The 22604-nt window shown below is 70.7% G+C and carries 19 protein-coding genes and 1 other annotated feature; of the genes, 9 read left to right on the top strand and 10 right to left on the bottom strand.

Annotated elements, in window-relative coordinates:
• The first annotated feature begins 107 nt into the window (after positions 1-107).
• A complete protein-coding gene (locus tag MFF58_RS03160) occupies positions 108-425 on the top strand; it encodes a c-type cytochrome (protein ID WP_238285253.1) in 318 nt (105 codons plus the stop codon).
• Between the two features lie 75 nt (positions 426-500).
• Here MFF58_RS03160 and lepA read toward each other — a convergent pair whose 3' ends face one another.
• The 3 genes from lepA to MFF58_RS03175 all read right to left on the bottom strand — a co-directional run bounded on the left by lepA (position 501) and on the right by MFF58_RS03175 (position 3626).
• A complete protein-coding gene (lepA, locus tag MFF58_RS03165) occupies positions 501-2303 on the bottom strand; it encodes a translation elongation factor 4 (protein ID WP_238285258.1) in 1803 nt (600 codons plus the stop codon).
• A 281-nt stretch (positions 2304-2584) separates the two neighbouring features.
• A complete protein-coding gene (locus tag MFF58_RS03170) occupies positions 2585-2803 on the bottom strand; it encodes a hypothetical protein (RefSeq protein WP_238285260.1) in 219 nt (72 codons plus the stop codon).
• Positions 2804-2846: 43 nt separating this feature from the next.
• Positions 2847-3626, bottom strand: coding sequence for a HugZ family pyridoxamine 5'-phosphate oxidase (locus tag MFF58_RS03175; RefSeq protein ID WP_238285261.1), 780 nt, complete (start codon positions 3624-3626; stop codon positions 2847-2849).
• A 300-nt stretch (positions 3627-3926) separates the two neighbouring features.
• Here MFF58_RS03175 and MFF58_RS03180 point away from each other — a divergent pair, with 300 nt between their 5' ends.
• The 4 genes from MFF58_RS03180 to MFF58_RS03195 all read left to right on the top strand — a co-directional run bounded on the left by MFF58_RS03180 (position 3927) and on the right by MFF58_RS03195 (position 7477).
• Positions 3927-4637: a response regulator transcription factor gene (locus MFF58_RS03180; RefSeq protein WP_238285262.1), complete on the top strand. Its 711-nt coding sequence runs from the start codon at positions 3927-3929 to the stop codon at positions 4635-4637.
• Between the two features lie 68 nt (positions 4638-4705).
• Positions 4706-6460 (top strand): sensor histidine kinase, encoded by a 1755-nt coding sequence (locus MFF58_RS03185; protein ID WP_238285336.1) that lies wholly within the window; start codon positions 4706-4708, stop codon positions 6458-6460.
• A complete protein-coding gene (locus MFF58_RS03190) occupies positions 6460-6900 on the top strand; it encodes an HPr kinase/phosphorylase (RefSeq protein ID WP_238285264.1) in 441 nt (146 codons plus the stop codon). Before MFF58_RS03185 ends, MFF58_RS03190 begins: the two co-directional genes overlap by 1 nt.
• A gap of 175 nt (positions 6901-7075) precedes the next feature.
• The gene (locus tag MFF58_RS03195) at positions 7076-7477 is read left to right on the top strand and encodes a PTS sugar transporter subunit IIA (RefSeq protein ID WP_043351658.1); all 402 of its coding nucleotides are present in this window, start codon (positions 7076-7078) and stop codon (positions 7475-7477) included.
• 6 nt (positions 7478-7483) lie between these two features.
• On the opposite strand, the gene MFF58_RS03200 is transcribed toward MFF58_RS03195, so the two are convergent.
• The 6 genes from MFF58_RS03200 to MFF58_RS03225 form a co-directional block, all read right to left on the bottom strand.
• Positions 7484-8365: an EamA family transporter gene (locus MFF58_RS03200; protein WP_238285265.1), complete on the bottom strand. Its 882-nt coding sequence runs from the start codon at positions 8363-8365 to the stop codon at positions 7484-7486.
• A gap of 225 nt (positions 8366-8590) precedes the next feature.
• Positions 8591-9904 carry an ATP-dependent protease ATPase subunit HslU gene (hslU, locus tag MFF58_RS03205; protein WP_238285267.1) on the bottom strand — a complete coding sequence of 438 codons (1314 nt, stop codon included), beginning with the start codon at positions 9902-9904 and terminating at the stop codon, positions 8591-8593.
• A 190-nt stretch (positions 9905-10094) separates the two neighbouring features.
• Entirely contained in the window at positions 10095-11591 is a 1497-nt protein-coding gene (locus MFF58_RS03210) for a SulP family inorganic anion transporter (RefSeq protein WP_238285269.1), read from the bottom strand.
• Between the two features lie 57 nt (positions 11592-11648).
• Positions 11649-11704, bottom strand: a sequence feature (sul1 is cis-regulatory element that is thought to sense ions involved in sulfur or methionine metabolism; They are found in Alphaproteobacteria).
• A 163-nt stretch (positions 11705-11867) separates the two neighbouring features.
• Positions 11868-13538 carry a methyl-accepting chemotaxis protein gene (locus MFF58_RS03215; RefSeq protein WP_238285272.1) on the bottom strand — a complete coding sequence of 557 codons (1671 nt, stop codon included), beginning with the start codon at positions 13536-13538 and terminating at the stop codon, positions 11868-11870.
• Between the two features lie 262 nt (positions 13539-13800).
• Positions 13801-14331 carry an ATP-dependent protease subunit HslV gene (hslV, locus tag MFF58_RS03220; protein ID WP_238285338.1) on the bottom strand — a complete coding sequence of 177 codons (531 nt, stop codon included), beginning with the start codon at positions 14329-14331 and terminating at the stop codon, positions 13801-13803.
• Positions 14332-14473: 142 nt separating this feature from the next.
• On the bottom strand, positions 14474-15292 hold the full coding sequence (locus MFF58_RS03225) for an SGNH/GDSL hydrolase family protein (RefSeq protein ID WP_373323261.1): 819 nt from the start codon (positions 15290-15292) through the stop codon (positions 14474-14476).
• A gap of 264 nt (positions 15293-15556) precedes the next feature.
• On the opposite strand from MFF58_RS03225, the gene MFF58_RS03230 reads away from it, so the two are divergent.
• Both MFF58_RS03230 and MFF58_RS03235 read left to right on the top strand, forming a co-directional pair.
• Positions 15557-16804, top strand: a complete 1248-nt coding sequence (locus tag MFF58_RS03230; protein WP_238285340.1) for an MSMEG_0565 family glycosyltransferase — start codon at positions 15557-15559, stop codon at positions 16802-16804.
• Positions 16805-17051: 247 nt separating this feature from the next.
• The gene (locus MFF58_RS03235; RefSeq protein WP_238285273.1) at positions 17052-17351 is read left to right on the top strand and encodes a hypothetical protein; all 300 of its coding nucleotides are present in this window, start codon (positions 17052-17054) and stop codon (positions 17349-17351) included.
• On the opposite strand, the gene selB is transcribed toward MFF58_RS03235, so the two are convergent.
• Complete coding sequence (gene selB, locus MFF58_RS03240) at positions 17339-19273, bottom strand: selenocysteine-specific translation elongation factor (protein ID WP_238285274.1); 1935 nt, start codon at positions 19271-19273, stop codon at positions 17339-17341. The two genes, MFF58_RS03235 and selB, sit on opposite strands and share 13 nt — an antisense overlap.
• 383 nt (positions 19274-19656) lie before the next feature.
• Between selB and MFF58_RS03245 the strand changes: the two genes are divergently transcribed.
• Positions 19657-21174, top strand: a complete 1518-nt coding sequence (locus MFF58_RS03245; RefSeq protein WP_238285275.1) for a CYTH and CHAD domain-containing protein — start codon at positions 19657-19659, stop codon at positions 21172-21174.
• A gap of 89 nt (positions 21175-21263) precedes the next feature.
• Positions 21264-22430 carry a carboxylate-amine ligase gene (locus MFF58_RS03250; protein ID WP_238285276.1) on the top strand — a complete coding sequence of 389 codons (1167 nt, stop codon included), beginning with the start codon at positions 21264-21266 and terminating at the stop codon, positions 22428-22430.
• Positions 22431-22604 lie beyond the last annotated feature (174 nt).

Below are 22604 nucleotides of genomic sequence, written 5' to 3' on the forward strand. Positions count from 1 at the left end.
GCGGACAGGCCCGACGCGCCTCCTCTCCCGTGCGGGAGGGGGAGCCCGCGTCCCCGACTCGGCCCGTCCGAATGCGCGTAACCTGGACCCCATCCCGAGCCCGCCCGATGATTCGCCCGCTCCTCCTCCTCGCCGCCATTCTCGTCCCGTTCTCGGCCCGGGCCGGCGACGCGGGCGCAGGCCGGAAGCGCGCGAGCGCCTGCCAGACCTGCCACGGGATGGACGGACTCTCGAAGCTGCCGGAGGCGCCGAACCTCGCCGGGCAGGTGGAGCCTTACCTCGTCAAGGCGCTCACCGAGTACCGCGACGGCAAGCGGCAGAACGAGATCATGAACGTGGTCGCGAAGGAGCTGTCGGACGCCGATATCGCCAATCTGGCGGCTTATTACTCAGGGATCCAGATCGACGTGCTGCCGCCCGGATAGCCCCCGCGCCTCTCCCGCCCCGAGGGGGGGGAGGGGCCGCGTCATGATCGGACTGCCGATCCCGGTCGCCTCGCCTCAATCGTCCATCTTCAGGGCGGCGATGAACGCCTCCTGGGGGATCTCGACGCGCCCGAACTGGCGCATCTTTTTCTTGCCTTCCTTCTGCTTGTCCAGAAGCTTGCGCTTGCGCGAGATGTCGCCGCCGTAGCACTTGGCGGTGACGTCCTTGGACAGGGCCTTGATCGTCTCGCGGGCGATGATCTTGCCGCCGATCGCCGCCTGGACCGGAATCTGGAACAGGTGGCGGGGGATCAGGTCCTTCAGCTTCTCGCACATGGCCCGGCCACGGGATTCGGCGCGGGTGCGGTGGACCAGCATCGACAGGGCGTCCACCGGCTCCGCATTGACCAGCAGCGACATCTTCACGAGGTCGCCCTCGCGGTAGTCGGAGACGTGGTAGTCGAACGAGGCGTAGCCCTTCGAGATCGACTTCAGCCGGTCGTAAAAGTCGAACACCACCTCGTTGAGCGGCAGGTCGTAGACCACCATGGCGCGCTTGCCGACGTAGTTGAGGTCGATCTGGACCCCGCGGCGGTCCTGGCAGAGCTTGAGCACGCCGCCGAGATACTCGTCCGGCGTCAGGATCGTGGCGCGGATCCAGGGCTCCTCGATCGTCTCGATCTTCATCACGTCCGGCATGTCGGCCGGGTTGTGCAGCTCCTTGACGGTGCCGTCGCGCATCTGCAGCCGGTAGACGACGGAGGGCGCCGTCGAGATCAGGTCGAGGTTGAATTCCCGCTCCAGCCGCTCCTGGATGATCTCCAGGTGCAGCAGACCGAGGAAGCCGCAGCGGAAGCCGAAGCCGAGCGCCGCCGAACTCTCCATCTCGTAGGAGAACGAGGCGTCGTTGAGCCGGAGACGGCCCATGGCCGAGCGCAGGTTCTCGAATTCGGCCGCGTCCACCGGGAACAGGCCGCAGAACACCACCGCCTGAACCTCCTTGAAGCCCGGCAGCATCTCGGTGGTCTGGCGCTTGTCCTCGGTGATGGTGTCGCCGACGCGGGTGTCGGCGACCTCCTTGATCGAGCCGGTGAAGAAGCCGACCTCGCCCGGGCCCAGCGCGTCGATATCGGCCATCTTCGGGCGGAACACGCCGATCCGGTCCACGCCGTAGACCGCGTCGGCGCCCATCATGCGGATGGTCATGCCCTTCTTGAGGGTGCCGTCGATGACGCGCACCAGCACGACGACGCCGAGATACGCGTCGTACCAGCTGTCCACCAGCAGGGCCTTGAGCGGCGCGTCGCGGTTGCCTTTCGGCGCCGGCAGGCGCGTGACGATCGCCTCCAGCACGGCCTCGATGTTGAGCCCGGTCTTGGCCGAGATCGGCACGGCCTGAGAGGCGTCGAGACCGATCACCTCCTCGATCTGCTCCTTCACCCGGTCGGGCTCGGCGGCCGGCAGGTCGACCTTGTTGAGGACCGGGACGATCTCGTGGTTGGCGTCGAGGGCCTGATAGACGTTGGCGAGCGTCTGCGCCTCGACCCCCTGGGAGGCGTCGACCACCAGCAGCGAGCCCTCGCAGGCGGCGAGCGAGCGGGACACCTCGTACGCGAAGTCGACGTGGCCGGGCGTGTCCATCAGGTTCAGGACGTAGTCGCGACCGTCCTGCGCCTTGTATTCCAGGCGCACGGTCTGCGCCTTGATGGTGATGCCGCGCTCCTTCTCGATATCCATCGAGTCGAGCATCTGCTCGCTCATGTCGCGCAGCGCGACGGTGCCGGTGGCCTGGATCAGCCGGTCCGCCAGGGTCGATTTGCCGTGGTCGATATGCGCGACGATCGAGAAGTTGCGGATGGATTCGATCGGGGCTGTCATCGGCATTCCGTTCGGGCACGCGCCGGCGCACGCCGTCTGACGTCGGGGCGTGTTCGGATGGATCGGCTTCCGCGCGAGATAGCAGTGCGGCGGCAAGGCGCCAAGCGCGGCCTAAGCGCCCGCGCGGCGGCGCCGCCGGGTCGAAGATCCCGCAGCGTCGGCCGGGGGCTGCGAATCAGGGCCTGGGATCCGGACCGCCGGGGGCGGTCACGACGACGGGGGCCGGACCATGCCGACCCCCGTGCCGGGGACGTGACGATCGCCGGATCCGGCCCGTCCGCTCAGCGACCGCGGTCGCGAATCAGGCGCTCGATCTCGGCTTCGCCGTGGGAGCGCGCCTTCGCCTCGGTCGGATGCTTCCGGTCCGAGCGCTGGTGCAGCTTCCCGTGCTTGCGGATGCTCCACTGGAACAGGGAGCCGCTTTCGCCAACCGGTTCCACGTCGAGGCTGAAGGGATAGGTGTCTGTCTGGGTATCGCTCATGCCGCCGATATGGGGCATTCAGCGACCTTTCGCCATGCCCCCGCGTGAAGTCCTTGCGCCCTCACGCCTCTGTGCCGGTCGCACGCGCCCGCGCGGCCATGGAAACGAGGCTCTTGCGCAGGCCCCCCATGTCGGCGACGCGCTCGGGATAGGTGACCCGCGCCGTTCGGTCGCCCGCCATCAGGTCCATGCCCTCCGGATCGAGGCCGGTGAGGCGCCACGGCAGGCCCGCTTCGGCGCCGGAGCCGGCGGCGTAGAGGGCGAGCGCGTCGGCGTGGTCGGCGTTCATGTGCTCGACGGCGCCGCGCTCGCCCGCCACCAGAGCCTCGGCGTCGGAGAGGTCGAGGAGCAGCTGGTCGCGCGTCAGCGTCGCGGCCTTCGCGAAGCCGCCATTGAGATGGCCGGCTTCGGGATCGAGGGCGAAGAACCCGAAATCCGGGAAGTCGGCGTAGAGCTTGGCCTTGGGATGGCGGGCCAGGAAGCGCTCCCGGGCCCGAATCTCCTGGGTCTGGACGGCGCGGCCGACCACGGTGAGCCGGGGATGGGCCAGGGGATCGCCCTTGCCGCCCTGCGAGAACAGCAACGAGCAGCGCGGACTGGCCAGCAGGTTGCGGGTATGGGCCGAGAGCCGCGACAGCAGCATCAGCGGCGTCCCATCCGAGTCGGTCGCCATCGTCACGAGGGAGGCGAAGGGGGTCCCGTCCGGGTCGAGGGTCGCCAACGCCCCGGAGCGGACGCCGCGCAGCAGGGCGCGCGCCAGCCCGATGGCGTCGAAGGGGGCCGCCTCGGCGGGCAGCGGTCGGGCCGGGCCGCGGGGTCCGTTCTCGCTCGTCTCGCCCATGCCGTCGCGCCCCTTCGGATCACCGCCGCCTTCCAGCCGCACGTTACCGGCGCGGCGGCCGGCGCGCGAGGCGTCCGGCCCGCGTCAGATCGGCCGCCGCGGCCCTGCGTTACGGCCAAGCTATGACCGCCGCTCGCTTTTTCCAATCGGCCGTACTAAAGCACCTGTCCCTTTGCGCGCGCCGGGCTGCGCCGAAACCGCCCGGTTCGCGCGTTCGTCTGCCCCTCGGGGGCCGGGATGCGGCGCGGCCTGTGCGTAGAGCCGGGACCGCGCCTGAACCCGTTCAGTCAGGGACCGCGCATGCCGACCATCGCCCTCGTCGACGACGACCGGAACATTCTCACCTCTGTGTCGATCGCGCTGGAGACCGAAGGCTACCGCATCCAGACCTACACGGACGGCGCCTCCGCCCTGGACGGTCTGCGCCACTCCCCGCCGGATCTCGCGATCTTCGACATCAAGATGCCGCGGATGGACGGGATGGAGCTTCTCCGACGCCTGCGGCAGAAATCCGACCTTCCCGTGATCTTTCTCACGTCGAAGGACGAGGAGATCGACGAGCTGTTCGGCCTCAAGATGGGCGCCGACGACTTCATCCATAAGCCGTTCTCGCAGCGCCTCCTGGTGGAGCGCGTGAAGGCGGTGCTGCGCCGATTCGCCAAGGAGGCGCCCGGCGCCACCCCGCGCGGGGCCGAGGAGATCGCGGCCCGGTCCCTGGAGCGCGGCGCGCTGATGATGGATCCCGAGCGTCACACCTGCACGTGGAAGGGCGAACCCGTGACCCTGACGGTCACCGAGTTCCTGATCCTTCAGGCCCTCGCCCAGCGCCCCGGTGTCGTGAAGAGCCGCAACGCCCTCATGGACGCCGCCTACGACGATCAGGTCTACGTCGATGACCGGACCATCGACAGCCACATCAAGCGCCTGCGCAAGAAGTTCAAGGTGACCGACCAGAGCTTCGACATGATCGAGACGCTCTACGGGGTCGGCTACCGGTTCAAGGAGGCGTGATTTTCGGTATCCGCCGCGTGACCGCGCGTACACCCGCCCAGGCCGACGATGCGCCGCCGCGCACCGCCCTGGGGCAGACCCTGTCGCGACCGCTGGAATGGCCCCGCAGCCTCTGGGAGGCGATCGGCCAGCGCGCCTCGTCGAGCTTGACGCGCCGCATCGTCGTCCTGAACCTCGTCGGGCTGATCGCGCTGCTGGTCGGGTTTCTGTACCTCAACCAGTTCCGCCAGGGCCTGATCCAGGCCCGGACGCAGAGCCTCGCGATCCAGGGCGAGATCATCGCCGGCGCGATCGCGGCCTCCGCGTCGGTGGACACCGACACGATCCGGATCGACCCCGACAAGCTGCTCCAGCAGCAGGCCGGCGAGGCGGCGGAGGAGGAATCGCAGCCGCTCGCCTTCTCGCTCAACCCCGAGAAGGTGGCGCCGCTGCTCTCGCGCCTCGTCACGCCCACCGGAAACCGCGCCCGCGTCTACGATCAGGAGGGCGGCCTCCTGTTCGACACGCGGACCCTGTTCAAACGCGGCGACGCCGGCCGGGCCGATCCGCTGGAGCCGCGGCCGCACAAGCCCGGGATGCTCGAATCCGCCTTCGAGACGGTGCAGACCAAGCTCGTCGGCCTGTTCCGCGCCCGGAGCGCGCAGACGGAGGAGACCGGGCCGGTGAACGGCCACTCCCTCCGCGAGGTCCAGGCGGCGCTCGGGGGCAACCGGGCGAGCCTCGTGCGCCGGAACAAGCTGGGCGAGACCACCGTCTCGGTGGCGGTGCCGATCCACCGGGCCGGCTCCGTCCGCGGCGCCCTGCTGATCTCCACGCAGGGCGATGCCATCGACCGGGTGATCGCCTCGGAGCGGTTCGGCCTGCTACAGGTCTTCCTCGTGGCCTCGGCCGTGATGGTGGTGCTGTCGTTCCTGCTGGCGGGCGCCATCGCGGGCCCGGTGCGCCGTCTGGCGGAGGCTGCCGAGAAGGTCCGGATGGGCATCAAGACCCGCGAGGAGATTCCCGACTTCACCGAGCGCACCGACGAGATCGGCCACCTCTCGGGGGCGCTCCGCGACATGACCCAGGCGCTCTACCGGCGCATCGACGCCATCGAGAGCTTCGCGGCCGACGTGAGCCACGAGCTGAAGAATCCGCTGACGTCCCTGCGCAGCGCCGTCGAGACGCTGCCCCTCGCCAAGAGCGACGATTCGCGCGGACGCCTGATGGCGATCATCCAGCACGACGTGAAGCGCCTCGACCGGCTGATCAGCGACATCGCCGACGCCTCGCGCCTCGACGCCGAGCTGGCGCGCGCCGAGGCACGGCGGGTCGACCTGCGGCGGCTGCTCACCACGGTGGTGTCGGTGGCCAACGAGCGGCGGCGCCCGAAGGATTGCCTGATCCACCTCGACGTCGAGACCACGGCATCGGAGCAGGACGCGCCGTTCACGATCATCGGTCACGACAGCCGCCTGGGGCAGGTGGTCAACAACCTCCTCGACAACGCCCGCTCGTTCTCGCCGTCCGACGCGAAGGTCCGGGTGGTCCTGCGCCGGGTCCGCGGCGAGGTCGAGTTGATCTGCGAGGACGAGGGGCCCGGTATCCCCGAGCACGCCGTGGAGCGGATCTTCGAGCGCTTCTACACGGACCGGCCCGAGCAGGGATTCGGTCAGAATTCCGGGCTCGGCCTGTCGATCTCCCGGCAGATCGTGCAGGCCCATCGCGGCACGATCCGCGCCGAGAACCGACCCGGCACCCCCGACGAGGACGGCGAGCCCACCGTGCGCGGTGCCCGCTTCATCGTCCGACTGCCGGCCGCCCCGCGCCAGCTCAACGCCTGATGATCACGGTCCACGCGGCCTGCTGCGTGGTGGGCGGCGCGGGCGTCCTGATCCGCGGGCCGTCCGGCGCCGGCAAGTCGAGCCTCGCCCTGTTCCTCGCCGCGGCGCAGGACGGCGCCTTCGTGGCGGACGACCGCGTGATCTGCGCGGTGGAGGCGGGGCGGCTCGTGGCCCGTCCCCACGCCGCGCTCGCCGGCCACGTCGAGGTGCGGGGACAGGGGATCCTGCCGGTCGCCAGCCTCGGCGTCGCGGTGCAGGACAGGGCGATCCTGCACCTCGCCGTCGACCTCGTCGACGCGGCACCGCGGATGCCGGACGCGCCGGGCGACGCGGACCTGCTCGGGATCGCCCTACCGCGCTTCGTCCTGGACGCCGGCGTGCGTGCCGCCGGCCTCGCGCCGCTCCTGATTCGTGCGGCGCTGCGGCAGAAGCGGCCGTGACTTCGCAGCCGCACACGAAGCCCAAGTCGCGCAACAATGGTATCACCCCATGGCGCGCAGGAAGCAGCCGTGGCATGATTGCAGGAATGTCCGGGCAAAATAGTCGCGTTCGCCTTGTGGGGGGCTGTGCGATGCACAACATGGCGACACACACACGACGTTGGAACACGTGTCCATGATTGGCATGGTGCTCGTCACCCACGGGCTGCTTGCGACCGAGTTCAAGGCCGCACTGGAGCACGTGGTCGGCCCGCAGGATCAGATCGAGACGATCACGATCGGGCCGGAGGACGATATGGAGCTGCGGCGGCGGGACATCATGTCCGCAGTCTGTCGCGTCAACACCGGTGAGGGCGTGGTGGTGCTGACCGACATGTTCGGTGGCACGCCCTCGAATCTTGCGCTCTCCTGCATGAACGGCGGGTCGGTGGAAGTGGTGGCCGGCATCAACCTGCCGATGCTGATCAAGCTCGCCAGCGTCCGGGACGAGGAGAAGCTCGGCGACGCCGTGCTCCACGCCCAGGAGGCGGGGCGCAAGTACATTAACGTCGCCTCGCGGGTCCTGGCCGGCAAGTAGCAGCCGTCAGGCTTCCAAGGGCACCGGCCCCGCCCGCCGCGAGCCCACAGTGATCCCCACGGATGCCGTGATCACGAGGCCGATGGCGAGCCATTGGACAGCGCTGATTCGCTCACCCAGCAATAGCAGGCCGGCGCAGGCCGCCACCGCCGGTTCCACGCTCATCAATACGCCGAAACTCTTCCGGTCCAGCCGGCGGAGCGCGACCATCTCGAGCGAGTAGGGCAGGGCGCTGGACATCAGCGCCACCGCGAGGCCTGAGACCAGGATGCCGGGCGCCAGCAGCGCCGGTCCGGCCTCCGCCACGCCGAAGGGTGCCACCACCACGGCGGCGGTGAGCATGCCGAGGGAGACCGCCTGACCCCCATCCATCCGGCCGGCGCGCTGGCCGAACAGGATGTAGAGCGCCCAGGCCAGGGCTGCGCCGAGATCGAGCAGGATCCCGATCGGATCGAGCCCTTCCGTGGTTGCAATCGGCAGGAGCAGCGTCAGTCCCGCCACGGCCACGCCGATCCACATGAAATCGGATCGGCGCCGCGACGCGATCAGTGCGACCGCGAGCGGCCCGACGAACTCGATCGCCACCGCGGGGCCGAGGGGCAGCCGCGCCAGGGCGAGGTAGAAGAGCAGGTTCATCAGCCCGAGGGCCGTGCCGTACAGGGCGATCCAGCCCGCCTCGCGGGCCGGCAGGCTGCGCCGCCACGGCCGCCAGACCACGATGAGGATCAGCGCCGAGAAGCCGACGCGCAGCGCGGAGGTCCCGGCGGCGCCGGCCGCCGGGAACAGGCTCTTGGCGAAGGTCGCGCCGCATTGCAGCGACACCATGCCGGTGACGAGGGCCGCCACCGAGAGGACGGTATCGCCGAGGCCGAACCTGTTGCCTGCCACGCCGCGGTACTTTCAGGAATGCGGTCCGATGGGATGGCGTTGGGGGGCCGGCGCCCCGCACGTCCCCCGGTCAAATGGGAACCCTGTCGCGGAGCCGAGAATCCCTGACCGCCGACGTGCGTAGGGCCCTTCGGGGGCAGTCATGGCATCCCGGCTCACCGGCGGCGCCCGGTAAACGCGGCCTCGACGACGGGGCTCCCCGCCGGGCGGCGCGCCGCCCCATCGTCAGAGGATGAACCGGCTCAGATCCGCGTTGGCCGCGAGATCCTCGACCCGCTCCCGCACGTAGGCCGCGTCGATCGGCACGGTCTCGCCGGAACGGTCGGTGGCCGTGAAGGAGATCTCGTCGATCACCCGCTCCAGCACCGTCTGGAGCCGGCGGGCGCCGATGTTCTCCACCGAGGAGTTCACCTCCACGGCGACGCGGGCGAGGGCATCCACGGCGTCGTCGGTGAAGGTCAGGGTCACGCCCTCCGTCTCCATCAACGCCACGGTCTGCTTGATCAGGCTGGCCTCGGTGGCGGTGAGGATCTGCTTGAAGTCGTCGACCGTCAGCGGTTGCAGCTCCACGCGAATCGGCAGCCGTCCCTGCAACTCCGGCAGGAGGTCGGCCGGCTTCGAGACGTGGAAGGCGCCCGACGCGATGAACAGGATATGGTCGGTCTTCACCGGCCCGTGCTTGGTGGCGACGGTGGTGCCCTCGATCAAGGGCAGCAGGTCACGCTGGACGCCCTCGCGGGACACGTCGCCGGAAGAGCGACCCTCGCGGGCGCAGATCTTGTCGATCTCGTCGAGGAACACGATGCCGTTGTTCTCGACCTCGCGGATCGCTTCGCGCATCAGTGCCTCGTCATCCACGAGCTTGTCGGATTCCTCGGCCATCAGGGGCTTGTAGGCGTCCCGCACAAGGACCCGGCGCGGCTTGCCGCGCTGGCCACCCAGCGCCTTGCCGAGCATGTCGCCGATATTGATCGCGCCCATGGAGGCGCCGGGCATCCCGGGGATCTCGAACATGGGAAGGCCTGAAGGGGCGCTGGAGGTCAGCTCCAACTCGACCTCCTTGTCGTCGAGTTCGCTGTTGCGGAGCTTGCGCCGGAAGCTGTCGCGGGTCGCCTGACTCGCGGTCGGCCCGACCAGGGCGTCGAGGATCCGGTTCTCGGCCGCCGCCTCGGCCTTGGCCTTCACGCCCTCGCGCTTCTGCTGCCGGGTCAGGCCGATGGCCACCTCGACGAGGTCGCGGACGATCTGCTCCACGTCGCGGCCGACGTAGCCGACCTCGGTGAACTTGGTGGCCTCGATCTTCAGGAACGGCGCGTTGGCGAGGCGCGCGAGGCGCCGGGCGATCTCGGTCTTGCCGCACCCGGTCGGCCCGATCATCAGGATGTTCTTGGGCGCCACCTCCTCGCGCAGCGGCCCGGTGAGCTGCTGGCGGCGCCAGCGGTTGCGGAGCGCGATCGCCACGGCGCGCTTGGCGTCATGCTGCCCGACGATGAAGCGATCGAGTTCGGACACGATCTCGCGCGGAGAGAATGTCGTCACCGCTGTGCCATCCCTGTTCCCCGGCCCGGAGCAAGGGCCTGGGCCGGGAATGGGGTCACGCGCCGCGCCGCGCAAGGGGCGCGGGCGTATCGCCGCCCTCAGGATGATCCGCAGCGACGGAGGCGGCCCGGCATCCAAACTCGCCACTCACCCTGAGACGCCACGCCGGATCGTCCCGGACTGGCGGCCGTCAATGGGGCGACGGAAGGGCCGCGGCGGCGTCCTTGTCGTGCCGGCCGAAGCGCTCGACCAGCGTCGTGCTCGCCGCGTTCAGCCCCACGACCTCGACATCGCGACCGCGGGACCGCGCCTTCATCACCACCCGGTCGAGGGCCGCGACGGCCGAGATGTCCCAGAAATGCGCCGCATGGACGTCGATCACGAGGCGCTCCACCGGCTCCAGCAGGTCGATCGCCTCCGAGAAGGTGCCGGCCGAGGCGAAGAACACCTGCCCGACGACGCGGTACGTGCGGGTTCTGCCGTCGGGCGACAGATCGGACGTGATCCGGTTCAGCCGCGAGACCTTCCCGGCGAAGAAGACGCCGGAGAGCAGCACGCCCACCAGCACGCCGATGGCGAGGTCCTTCGTGGCCACCACCACCAGCACGGTCGCCAGCATCACCGCCGAGGAGGGCAGCGGGTTGGTCCGCAGGCGCAGCAGAGAGCGCCAGGAGAACGTGTTCACCGAGACCATGATCATGACGGCGGTGAGCGCCGCCACCGGCACCACGGCGAGCAGATCCTGGAGTGCCACGAGCAGCAGCAGCAGGAAGGCCCCGGCCACCAGGGTCGAGAGCCGGCCGCGGGCGCCGGACGACACGTTGATCACCGACTGGCCGATCATCGCGCAGCCGCCCATGCCGCCGAACACCGCCGAGGCCATGTTGGCGACGCCCTGGCCCATGCACTCGCGGTTCTTGTCGCTTCCGGTGTCGGTCAAGTCGTCGACGATCTGCGCGGTGAGCAGGCTCTCCAGCAGGCCGACCGCCGCCAGCGTCGCCGCGTAGGGCAGCAGGATCCGCAGGGTGTCGAGGGTCAGGGGCACGTCCGGCAGGGCGAAGCTCGGCAGCGCCGACGGTAGGGCGCCGAGATGCGCCACCGTGCGCACGTCGAGGTGGAACACGGCGGTGACCGTGGTGAGCACCGCGATCGCCACCAGCGGCGAGGGTACCGCGCGGGTGATCCGCGGGAACCCGTAGATGATCGCGAGCCCGAGGGCGATCAGCCCGTAGGTGGCGGGCGTGACCCCGGTGAGTTCGGGCATCTGCGCCAGGAAGATCAGGATCGCCAGCGCGTTGACGAAGCCGGTCATCACCGATTGCGAGACGAACCGCATCAGCCGGCCGAGCCGGAGGAGACCGGCCAGGATCTGGATGATGCCCATCAGGATCGTGGCGGCGAAGAGGTACTGCACGCCGTGGGCGCGCACGAGGTCGACCATCACCACCGCGGTGGCGGCCGTGGCGGCCGAGATCATGGCCGGCCGCCCGCCCGCGAACGCGATGGTGCAGGCGATCACCACGGAGGCGTAGAGGCCGACCTTGGGATCGACCCCGGCGATCACCGAGAAGCCGATGGCCTCGGGGATCAGCGCGAGGGCGACGACGATCCCCGACAGGGTGTCGCCGCGGATGTTGGACGTCCACGAGCTGAGGAGCCCGGCGGGTCCGGAGAGTTTGCGTTGCATGGAAAATCCGCACGAGAGGCGGGTCCGCGCGGGGCGGACCGGAAGGCGTCTCGGATGCGTGGTCCGGCGGATCGGCGGCCGGAAGAGCCACCCGGGCTTTCACCGGGTCCTTGCGAATGCGCCGACCCTAGGGTCAGCCGCGCCGCATTGCAACATCGCCGCCGGGCGTCAGACGAGCCTCGACCCGTTGACCCGGCCGGCGCGCGATGCGGTTCTCGTCGACCCGAGGGCCGCGCAGTCCGGTTGCCCGAACCGCGAGGCCCTGAGACCGGGCGCTCAGGCGGCGCGCACCCGGGCCACGAAGCCCGAGACCTCGCCGCCCAGCCCGTTCGAGCGGCGCGCGATGTCGGCGGCGGCGTTCAGGACCTCGGCGGCGCTGGCGCCGGTCTCCCGGGCAGCGCCGAGGACCGCCGCCATCGTGTCGGTCACGGCCCGGGTGCCGCTCGCCGCCTCGGAGACGCTGCGGGCGATCTCCTGCGTGGCGAGCTGCTGCTCCTCCACGGCGGCGGCAACCCCCAGGGCGATGCCGTGGACCTGCTCGATCGTGCCGCCGATCTCCTCGATGGCGGCGACCGCCTCGTGAGTCGCGGCGCGCATGGCGGCGATCTGGCCGCCGATCTCCTCGGTGGCCTTCGCGGTCTGCGTGGCGAGGTCCTTCACCTCGGTGGCGACGACCGCGAAGCCCCGGCCGGCCTCGCCGGCCCGGGCGGCCTCGATCGTGGCGTTGAGCGCCAGGAGATTGGTCTGGCCCGCGATGGTGGAGATCAGCGAGACGACCTGCCCGATCCCGTCCGCGGTGCGCGCCAGGGTCTGCACGCTGCTGCGGGTGCGCCGGGCCGCCTCGACGGCGCTCTGGGCGGCCGTGGAGGTCTGCGTGACCTGCACGCCGATCTCGCTGGCGGTGGCGGCCAGCTCCTCGGTGGCGGCCGCCACGGCCTCGACGTTGTGCGACGTGGTCTCGGCGGCACGGGTGACGGCCTGCGACTGGGCGCCGGTATGCTCGGCGTTGCCGGCCATCGCGGCGGCGGCCCGCTCCAGCCCGGCGGCGGCGCCGGCGAGGTGATCGACGAGGCTGCCGATGCTGCCCTGGAACTGGTCGGCGAGCCCGCTCATCTCGACCCGCTTCAAGGACCGGGCCTCGGCATCCGTGCGCTGATGCTCGGCGCGCTCGCTCTCGGCGCCCCGCATGGTCTCGCCGAGGACCGCCATGCTGGCCCAGATGGCCCCGATCTCGTCGCGGCCGGGCTTGACGGCGGACGGCGTGTGATCGCCCCGCGCCAGGCGCTGGATCGCGTCCGCGACCGCCCGCAGGGGCCGGGCGATCTGGCGCTGCCCCACGAGGAGACCGAGGGCGGTGCAGATCAGCGTGCCGGCCAGGGCGAGGCCGAGGAGAAGCAGCGTGCGGGTCTCGACCAGCGCCCGCGACTCGGACTGCACCGTGGCCATCTCCGTCCTGCCCGCGTTCACCAGCGCATCGATGCTGCTCTGGAAGACCTTGCGGTTGCTGCGGTTGGCGTCGTTGAAGCCGAGATCCGCCGCCGCGCGCGGCCCGACCGTCTCACCGGCATCGGCCAGCGCGCTGCGCAGGGTCCGGAACGCGTCGGCATTGTGCGCCATCGCGTCGAACAGGGGGCGCTCGGCGGCGGTCACGGTGGGCGACCAGGCGGCGCGCAGGGCGTCCATCTCGGCCAGGCTCTTCCGGATCCCGGCGGCGTATTTCGCCGCCTCGGCGCGGTCGGCCGAGGCGTAGACGCCGCGCGAATCCATCGTGACCTCGACCGCGAGGCGGTTGAAGTTCGCGGCGTTGAGCGCCCGGGCCGAGGCGTCCCCGACCGTGGCCAGGGCGTGGTCGAAGCTCTTCAGCGTCGCCACGCTGAGGCCGGCCACCACGAGCGTCGTCAGGCTGCAGGCGCCGACGAAGCCCAGCACTTTTCCGCCGATATTCATGAGAATTTTACCGTCCAGGCATGACCGAATGCAAAATGACGGTAAATCTTCAATAGGCACTTAACCGAAGTCGGTGGCCCGAATAGTGGTGGCTGCCAACGAATCCGGTGCCCGGTCGCGTGGCGCGTGGCGCGACGGGCCCCGGCGAGGGCCCCGTCGACGCAGCGGCGCCGCGGGCAGGGCCGGGAATCCGGACCGGCCGGCGGGTCGCCCCCTGCGCCGAAGCCGGCTCAATGTCCGGCCGCCCGCGGCCGGCGAGCCCTCAGCTGGCGTCGAGCGATTCCATCACGAGGTTGCCGTTCGTGTAGACGCAGATCTCGGCCGCGATCGTCATGGCACGGCGGACGATCGCCTCCGCGTCGAGGTCGCCGTCCTCCAGGGCCCGCGCGGCCGCCAGGGCGTAGTTCCCGCCGGAGCCGATCGCCATGACGCCGCTCTCGGGCTCGAGCACGTCCCCCGATCCCGACAGGAGCAGGCTCACGTCGCGGTCGGCGACCAGCATCATGGCCTCCAGGCGGCGGAGGTAGCGGTCGGTCCGCCAGTCCTTGGTAAGTTCCACGCACGCCCGGGTCAGCTGGCCGGGATACTGCTCCAGCTTCGCTTCCAGCCGCTCGAACAGGGTGAAGGCGTCGGCCGTGGCGCCCGCGAAGCCGCCGATCACAGCGCCCTTGGCGAGGCGGCGGACCTTGCGGGCGTTGCCCTTCACGATCGTCTGGCCGAGGCTGACCTGACCGTCGCCGCCCAGCACGACCCGGCCGCCCTTGCGGACCATCAGGATCGTGGTCGCGTGCATCTGGGGCACCGCGCCCCGGTCGTCGTACCTGAATGCGTCCTGGCTCAAGTGTCGGCTCCGCTCTCGATGGCGCCGAGATGGGGAGTTTCACCGCCGGAATCCACCTCCGCTGTGCATCGGGGGGTGGGCGGAGCGGGCCGCGTTACTCCGCGACGGCCTCGGCGGTCTGCACCGGGCCGGCATCCTGCAGGATCGACTGCGCCGCGGCCTCGGCCAGGAGCGCGTAGCCCCGGTCGGCCATGTGCAGGCCGTCGGCGGCGAAGAGCTGCTTCGTGGTCAGCTTCCCCTCGCGCACCCAACCGTGCATCAGGTCGGCGCGGCGGATGACCGGAACGTCGAGCTCGTCACCGATGCTGCGCACCGCTTCGAGGAAGCGCGACGCGCCCGGCGTGGCCTCGAGCTTCGGGCACCATTGCGGCTCCATCAGCACCACGTCGATGCCGGCCTCGCGAATCCGCCGGATCGCCGCGACGGTGGCGTCGCGAAAATGGTCGATCGACACGCCGCGCAGGGGATCGTTGCTCCCGGTCTGCCAGATGACGAGCTGCGGCTCGGCCGCGATGACGTCGCGGTCCAGGCGCACCAGCATGTCGTCGACGTGCTCGCCGCCGATGCCGCGGTTGATGACCGCCACGTCCATCCCGCGCAGCTTCTTGCGCAGGTCGGACTGGAGGCGGGCCGGGTAGGCGTTCGCCGGGCTCGACGCGCCGACACCCTCCGTGGAGGACGACCCGAAAGCCACGATCTTCAGGGGCGCACCGATGGCGATCTGGCGCGCGACGTGCGGAAGATCCGGACTCTCGCGGAAGTCGATGCCGATCAGGTCCAGGGAATCGGGCAGGAGGTCCGCGTAGGCGAGGACCGCCGTGGGCAGTACCAGCAGGCCGCAGATCACACCGAGACGATGCAGCGCCCTGCGGATGGGATGGGCGGTGCTCACAGAGTTCGTCGACTGGGACACGCGACCGTTGGCTCCGGCTCTCGTAGGAGACGGATACAATTTGACACACGTCGTGGGAAGGAGCGGTTCCGCTCGTCGCTTTAAAGCTAACTGAATTCGTAACACAAAATTAACAGGCCGGAATTCGGTCCCGTCGGTCCGTTCCCGGATCGGCACGATCAATGCGTCCATCGTCGGGCGGATCTCCGATGGGCGGCGGGGAGCGCGGTCCGGCGTCGCGGGTGTCACCCGCGCGTGCCGCGGGCCTCGGCGAGCCGACCCGGGATCGACAGCTTGCGTATCGCGATCCTCACGCACGCGACCGGGCCCCGCGGCGGCGGCGTCCATGCCTTGAGCCTCGGGGAAGCCCTCTGCGCCCTGGGCCATGAGGCCGTCGTCCATGCGCCCGATCCGACCGGCTCTGGCTTCTTCCGCAACGCGGCCTGTCCGGTGGTCTCGGTGGCGGCCAAGCCGGTCGCCGGACCAGCGTCCGCGCGGGCCGGCGCGCGGATCGCGGACTACCTCGCTCATTTCGCGACACCGGCCGCCTGCGACTTCGATGTCTTCCACGCCCAGTGCAGTATCAGCGGCAACGCCCTGGCCACGCTCGCGCGGCGCCGGCTGATCCCAGGGTTCGTCCGCACCGTCCACAGTGTCACGACGGTCGCGGATCCGACGCTGGCGCGGTGGCAGGACCGGGCCATCATCGACGCCGCACGCCTGCTGACCTTGAGCCAGATCGGAGCCCTCCACCTCGCGGCCGAGTACGGCGTGGCGGCGGAGGTGGTCGGCAACGGCGTCGACGGTGCCGCCTTCAACCCCGAACCCGACTCAGGCGAGGCCGCGCTGTCTCGGCGCCTCGGGCTGAGCTCGGGCCCTATCTTCCTCAGCGTCGGCGGTTTCGAGCCGCGCAAGAACACCCTCGCGATCATCGAGGCCTTCGCGATCCTCCGACGGGACATGCCGCACGCGCAGCTCGTGTTGGCCGGCGCGGACGCATCGGGCGACCAAGCGGGCGGACAAGCGGGCTACCATGCCGGGTACCACGCGCGCTGCTGCGCCGCGCTTGAACGCGAGGGGCTCGAGGTCGGACCCGGCCGGCCGGTGATCCGCACGGGGTCAATCGCGCAGGCGGACATGCCGGGCCTCTACAGGCTGGCGGACACGCTCGTCTCGCCGTCCCTTGCGGAGAGCTTCGGCCTCTGCGTGCTGGAATCCGTGGCGTGCGGGACACCGGTCGTCGTCCCGGCCCGAGCGCCATTCAGCGAATACCTTCCGCCCGACGCGGCCCTCTGGGTGGATCCCGGAGACACCGGCGCCATCGCGGCGGCGATGCGGGCGAGCCTCGAACCCGCGCGCCGGGCGCGTTTGCGCAATCGCGCCCCGGACCTCCTCAGGGCTCACGGGTGGTCGGCCTGTGCGGCGCGCCACCTCCCGGTCTACGCGGCGCTCGCGCCGGAGCCGTCCCCTGCCGTCCCCTTCGCCACGGGGGCCGCGGCCTGGAACGTCCTGTGGGTGCCACCCGACGCCTGAGCGCAGCGAAACCCCGTCCGCATCCTCATCGCGGTCGGAGGCGAGGTGTCCGGCTTCGTTCGTCTCGATGGGCCGACCCATCCGCCGCCGCTTCCGAGGGGCGGCTGCCGCCGGCGCATCGTGACGTGTCCGGCCGCGGTCGGGTCGGACACCGGGCGGAGCGTCGTGGTGGCGGGCGCCATCGCGGAACTGAAGGCGGCGTTGGGCGGGTTATCGGCCTGTCTCACGAGGTGAACAGGCGGACCCGATGGTGAGCCGGATCGTTGCAGCGCTCCTCCTGACGGCCGCGCCCGCCGCGGCGCAGACCCGGCCGTCGAGCACGACCATGACCTGCCAGCAGACGGTGCGCCTGATCCAGGCCAGCGGCGCGATCGTGCTGGGCACCGGCGGCATGACCTACGATCGGTTCGTCCGAGACCGATCGTTCTGCGAACCCACGGAGGTGGCCAAGCGCGCCTTCCGGCCGACCCGGGACAACCCGCGCTGCCTGATCGGCTACACCTGCTACGAGCCCGGCTTCGACGACTGGCCGGGTCAGGGTTTCTGAGCCGCGCCCGGCTCCAGTTCGACGATCACCCGGCGGTCTCCCGCCCGGCGGGTGAAGCCGGTGGCGTCGAGGTGCTCCAGAAGTGGAATCGAGAACTTACGGGAGATGCCCAGCGTCGCGCCGGCCTCGCGGGCGAGGAAGCCCGCCTCCGGCGTCCCGGCGTTGGGAAACGCCTCGGTCAGGCGCGTGCGGGCGCTCGCCACCGCCTCGCGGTGGAACAGCACCGCGCGGCGCTGCACCCGGTCGATGGCGCGGATCACCGTTCCGGCACCCACGAGGTAGGTGAGCGCCTCGCGTCGGCGCACGTCCCTCCCCACCGCCTCGGACTCATCGGGGGGGTTCAGGCCGGCCCGGCGGAACATCTGCTCCAGCCGGCGGGCGGCCTCGCTCTCGTTGCGGGCCGGATCGAAATCGGCGCGCCGCCACAGGTTTCCGGCCTGTGCCACCGTCCCGGACGCCACCAGGTCGCGCAGGACCGTGGCGACGAGCGTCTCCGAGAGCGCCAGGGCGCGGGTCAAGCGCTCGACCGCGATCCCGTGCTCCATCGGATGGTCGCGGTGGTGCTGCGCGAGGGCCGACAGCGCGGCGGTGCGCAAAGCCTCGAAGGCCGCCGCCCCGACGAAGCGGTCGCCGATCTCCCGCGCGCCCGATTCGGCAAGCAGCCGCCGCACGCGGTCCGGCGCCGTGCCGGCGAGGCGGGTGAGATTCTGCAGTGTCGCGCCGACCGCGCCAACCTCCCCGAGGCGGACGGCGAGCGCAACGGCCGGTCCCCCCGCCGCCAGGGCGGCGAGGTCGGCCGTGACGCGCGGATCCCGCCGCCGGCGCCGTCTGCTCGCCGGATCGAGGATCCGCCCGCCCGCCACCGTGACGGAGGGCGAATCGAGCCGCAGGACGAACGGCTCCCGGGCGGGAACCGCCACGGCTTCGGCGAGGTGCAGCTGCGCCTGGGTCTCGGCCCCGGGTTCCAGCGCGTCGCGGTCGAGCAGCCGCAGCCGCGCCGCGACCTCGGTGGTGCCGAACAGGAGGCGGCAGGCCGTGCCGCCGGCCAGGGGTTCCTCGGCGCTGGCCGCCGCCGCGAGGGCGACGTCGACCCACTGGCTCGGCGCGAGAAGACCCGGCATCGACAGCGCCTGACCGCGTCCGATCTCGTCGAGGCCGACACCCCGCAGGGCGACGGCGGTGCGGCGACCCGGCTCGGCGCGCTCCACCGGGCGGCCGTGGATCTGCAGGCCGCGCACCACGGCGGTCCGGCCGCCGGGGACGATCTCCACCGGGTCGCCGACGGCCAGTGCCCCGCGCCGCAGCGTGCCGGTTACCACGGTGCCGAAGCCCGCGCGGGAGAAGACGCGATCGACCGGCAGGTAGGGGAAGCCGTCGTCGGTCCCGGCCTCCGCGTCGTCGAGCAGCCCGGCGAGGGCTGCGCCCAGCACGGGCAGGCCGGCGCCCGTCACCGTCGAGGTGGCGATCACCGGACCCGCCTGAATCCCGGCCCTCGACGCCGCGGCGGCGATCTCGGCGGCCCGCGCGGCGATGACCTCGGGCGTGGCCAAGTCGGCCTTGGTCAGGACCAGGACGCCGCGGCGCACCCCGATGAGCCGCGCGATCTCGAGATGCTCGACGGTCTGGGGCTTGATGCCTTCGTGCGCGTCGACCGCCAGCATCACGGCCCGCATGCCGGTGGCCCCGGAAATCATGGCGCGGACGAACCGCTCGTGCCCCGGAAGATCGACGAGGTCGATCTCGCCCTCACCGGCGGCCAGCAGTGCGAAACCCGGAACGATGGAGACCCCGCGGGCGCGCTCCTCCTTCAGCCTGTCCGTCTCGACGCCGGTCAGCGCGCGGACCAGCGCGGTCTTGCCATGATCGACATGCCCGATCACGCCGACGAGAAGTGTCTTCAAGGCAGTCACCGACCGGACCATCTCCGAAGCCGCCCTCCACACCGGGCGCACCACTTTAAGATAGGAGGAATCGGCCACGTCGGCTCGGCGTCGAGCCGGGCGCTGCCGGCCGGTCGCGGCTGGGACGGACGCGGCAGATCAATTGTGGACAATTATTCTTGCCACGCCCGACCGATTTGGGAAAGCGTGATTTTCACGCAGTGCAACATGCGCCGGAATCGCATCGTCACGCACCAGATGCAGGCTCGGATGCAGCCGCGGCCCGCTTGACGGCGGGGAAAGGTCCGATGTCTCTCGACATCGAAGGTCGAACGCTCCGGGCGGATCGCTGCCGCAGGATGGTTCGATGCAACCGGACGTACCTCCCCCCGTCGTTGGACGAGGCGGGACACGACGAGGAGAACATGAGCGACATCGATAGTCACGCCGGCTCGGAGCCCCGCGAGATCGAGCTGAAGCTCGATTGCTCGGGTCCGGACCTGACGGTGCTCGCGTCCCATCCGCGGCTGCAGGGCAGCGCTTTTCCCGAGCCGGACCTTCTCGTAACCACCTACTACGACACGCCCGGCCGCGACCTGAGAGCTGCGGGCCTGACGCTGCGGGTCCGCGCGAAGGCCGGCCGCCACATCCAGACCGTGAAGGCCGGTGTCGGGGATGTGGGGCTGTTCGACCGGGCCGAGTGGGAGACCGAGATTGGCGGCGAGACGCCTGAAGCGTCCGCCTGGGCCGGCACGGCGGCGGAGCCTGTCCTGCGCGACGCCGAGGCGGCGCCGGAGCGCCTGTTCTCCACGATCGTGATGCGCCGGGAGGTTCCGCTGGAGCAGGGCGCATCGCGCATCCTGGTCACCCTGGACGAGGGCCGCGTCGAGAGCCCAGTGGGCGATGCGCCGCTCTGCGGAATCGAGCTGGAGCTGCAGACGGGCGACCCGGCCGACCTGTTCCTGGTGGCGCAATCGCTGGCCGAGACCGTCCCCCTGCGCCTGAGCGTCAACGCCAAGAGTGCCGTCGGCTTCGCGCTGGTCGACGGCTCCGGCCCGGCTGTGGTGAAGGCCGAGCCCTTGGACCTGCCCGAGGAGGCCAGCGCCGGCGAGGTCTTTCGCCGGGTGGCGCTGGCCTGCCTCCGCCACATGCGCCTGAACGAAACGGCGTTCCTCGACGGCGGGCGGCCGCCGGAGGCCCTGCACCAGATCCGGGTGGCGCTGCGCCGGCTGCGTTCCGCGCTCTCGCTGTTCGCACCGATGCTTGAGGGCGATCAACGCGCCGATGGCTTCAACGACGAGATCAAGCGCGTCACGGAACCCTTCGGTCACGCTCGGAACCTCGACGTGTTCCTGGGCCAGACCCTGCCGTCCTTGGCCAAGGAGCGCCCGGATGAGCCCGGTCTCGACGGCCTGCGGGAGCGGGCCGAGGCGGAGCGCGAGCGCGCCTACGACGCGGTCTTGGCGACGCTGGAAAGCCCGCAGTGGCGCGGCCTGATCATCGACTTCGCCGGCTGGATCGAGGTCGGTGCCTGGAGAGCACAACCGGCCGCCGCCGAGGACGGGCGCGCCTTCGCGGCCCGCGTGCTTGACCGGGCACGGCTGCGGCTGAAGAAGCGCGGCCGCGGCCTCAAGCGCCTCGACGCCCATACCCGACACCGGGCCCGGATCGCCGCTAAGAAGCTTCGCTACGGCGCGGAGTTCTTCTCGGGCCTGTACCGGAAGAAGAAGGCGCGGCGGCGTCAGGACAAATTCGGCGCTGCCCTGTCGGATCTGCAGGACCATCTCGGCAGCCTCAACGACCTTGAGACGGCCCGGGCGATGACCGAGAGCCTCTCGGGTCCGCCGATGCCCGGCGTCGAAGATCCCGGCGTACAGGACCTGCTGACGGCCGCCGCCGAGGCCCGGGCCGAGCTTCTCGACGTCAAGCCATTCTGGCGCTGACGCTTTTTGCGCCACCGCCCCTTCGGAACCCGACTGGGGCGGCGGCGTTCGCCGGGAGATCCGCGTGATCGGTCGGACAGGGAGCGCGGATGGCCCACGCCTACAGGTTCGGGATCGAGGAGGAGTTCTTCCTCGCCGACGCCCGGTCCCGGGGGACGCCCCGCGCCCGGCTCCGCGCCTTCCACGCGGCCGTGAAGGCCCGCGTTGACGAGGCCGAACGGGAGCAGCTGCAATGCCAGGTTGAGATAGCCTCGCCGCCGACCGACGACGTCGCTGCCGCACGGGCGCATCTCGCGCATCTGCGCTGCATCCTGGCCGAAATCGGGGCCGAACGCGGAATCCTGATCTTCGCATCCGGCACGCATCCGACCGCCCGGTGGCGCGATCAGCGCCCCACCGACAAGGCGCGCTACCACGGCATCATGGCCGACCTCCGGATGCTCGGCCGACGCAACCTCGTCTGCGGCCTCCACGTGCACGTGGAAGTGCCCGATTCCGAAGCCCGGATCGGACTGATGGGCCGGCTGCTGCCGTTCCTGCCGATCCTGCTCGCCCTGTCGACCTCCTCGCCCTTCTGGCAGGGCCAGCAGACCGGGATGGCCGGGTACCGGATGCGCGCCTACGCCGAACTGCCCCGGACCGGCGTTCCGGAGCTGTTCGCCGACGCGGCCGACTACGCCCGCTACGTCGACGTGATGACCAAAGCGGGTGCCATCACGGATGCCAGCTATCTTTGGTGGCATCTGCGCGCCTCCGTGAAATATCCGACCCTCGAATTGCGGGTTGCCGACAGCTGCACGCGCCTCGACGACGCGGTCTGCATCGCCGCCTTGTTCCGATGCCTCGTGCGCCGGGTCGTCCGGGATCGCGGGCTCAACAGCGGGATGACGGCGGCGTCCCGAGGCTTCGTGATGGAGAACCTGTGGCGGGCCGAGCGCGACGGCATCAGGGCGACGCTCATCGATGAGGCGCGCGCCTGCGCGGTGCCGATGGCCGAAGGTCTTGAGGATCTGCTCGCCACCATCGCGGAGGATGCCGAGGCGCTGAACTGTGCCGAGACGTGCGCGCACGCGCGACGCAACGTCGCCGATGGAACGAGCGCCGACCGGCAGATGGCAGCCTTCGCGGCCGCGCGCAGGTCCGGTGCCGGCGAGCGGGCCGCGCTGTCGACGGTGGTGGACCACTTGGCTGCGGAAACCGCCGCCGGTCCGAAGCTCGAGCCTGGGGGGCGCCCGAACGTCGGTCCGACGGCGTAGCGACGGAAACGGATCCGGCCGAGGGGGGAAAGCAGAGCCCGCATTCCGTCGGCCGTGCTGAGTGGCACGGTCGTCGGAAGCGTTCGCACGGCCACGTTTCCGAAGAATGTCTGATTGCAGCACCCGTATTCGTGATGTTGTTCGACCGGTTGCGGATCGATCAGTGATCGCGGG

Source organism: Methylobacterium longum, from assembly GCF_022179385.1.
Lineage (GTDB): Bacteria > Pseudomonadota > Alphaproteobacteria > Rhizobiales > Beijerinckiaceae > Methylobacterium > Methylobacterium longum.

Bases quoted from the DNA above. Each gene is read 5' to 3' on its own strand.
- selB (WP_238285274.1), bottom strand. From the start codon at position 19,273: ATGGTCCGGTCGGTGACTGCCTTGAAGACACTTCTCGTCGGCGTGATC.
- MFF58_RS03175 (WP_238285261.1), bottom strand. From the start codon at position 3,626: ATGGGCGAGACGAGCGAGAACGGACCCCGCGGCCCGGCCCGACCGCTG.
- MFF58_RS03250 (WP_238285276.1), top strand. From the start codon at position 21,264: ATGGCCCACGCCTACAGGTTCGGGATCGAGGAGGAGTTCTTCCTCGCC.
- MFF58_RS03195 (WP_043351658.1), top strand. From the start codon at position 7,076: ATGATTGGCATGGTGCTCGTCACCCACGGGCTGCTTGCGACCGAGTTC.
- MFF58_RS03215 (WP_238285272.1), bottom strand. From the start codon at position 13,538: ATGAATATCGGCGGAAAAGTGCTGGGCTTCGTCGGCGCCTGCAGCCTG.
- lepA (WP_238285258.1), bottom strand. From the start codon at position 2,303: ATGACAGCCCCGATCGAATCCATCCGCAACTTCTCGATCGTCGCGCAT.
- MFF58_RS03210 (WP_238285269.1), bottom strand. From the start codon at position 11,591: ATGCAACGCAAACTCTCCGGACCCGCCGGGCTCCTCAGCTCGTGGACG.
- MFF58_RS03160 (WP_238285253.1), top strand. From the start codon at position 108: ATGATTCGCCCGCTCCTCCTCCTCGCCGCCATTCTCGTCCCGTTCTCG.
- MFF58_RS03245 (WP_238285275.1), top strand. From the start codon at position 19,657: ATGAGCGACATCGATAGTCACGCCGGCTCGGAGCCCCGCGAGATCGAG.
- hslV (WP_238285338.1), bottom strand. From the start codon at position 14,331: ATGCACGCGACCACGATCCTGATGGTCCGCAAGGGCGGCCGGGTCGTG.
- MFF58_RS03235 (WP_238285273.1), top strand. From the start codon at position 17,052: ATGGTGAGCCGGATCGTTGCAGCGCTCCTCCTGACGGCCGCGCCCGCC.
- MFF58_RS03180 (WP_238285262.1), top strand. From the start codon at position 3,927: ATGCCGACCATCGCCCTCGTCGACGACGACCGGAACATTCTCACCTCT.
- MFF58_RS03190 (WP_238285264.1), top strand. From the start codon at position 6,460: ATGATCACGGTCCACGCGGCCTGCTGCGTGGTGGGCGGCGCGGGCGTC.
- MFF58_RS03170 (WP_238285260.1), bottom strand. From the start codon at position 2,803: ATGCCCCATATCGGCGGCATGAGCGATACCCAGACAGACACCTATCCC.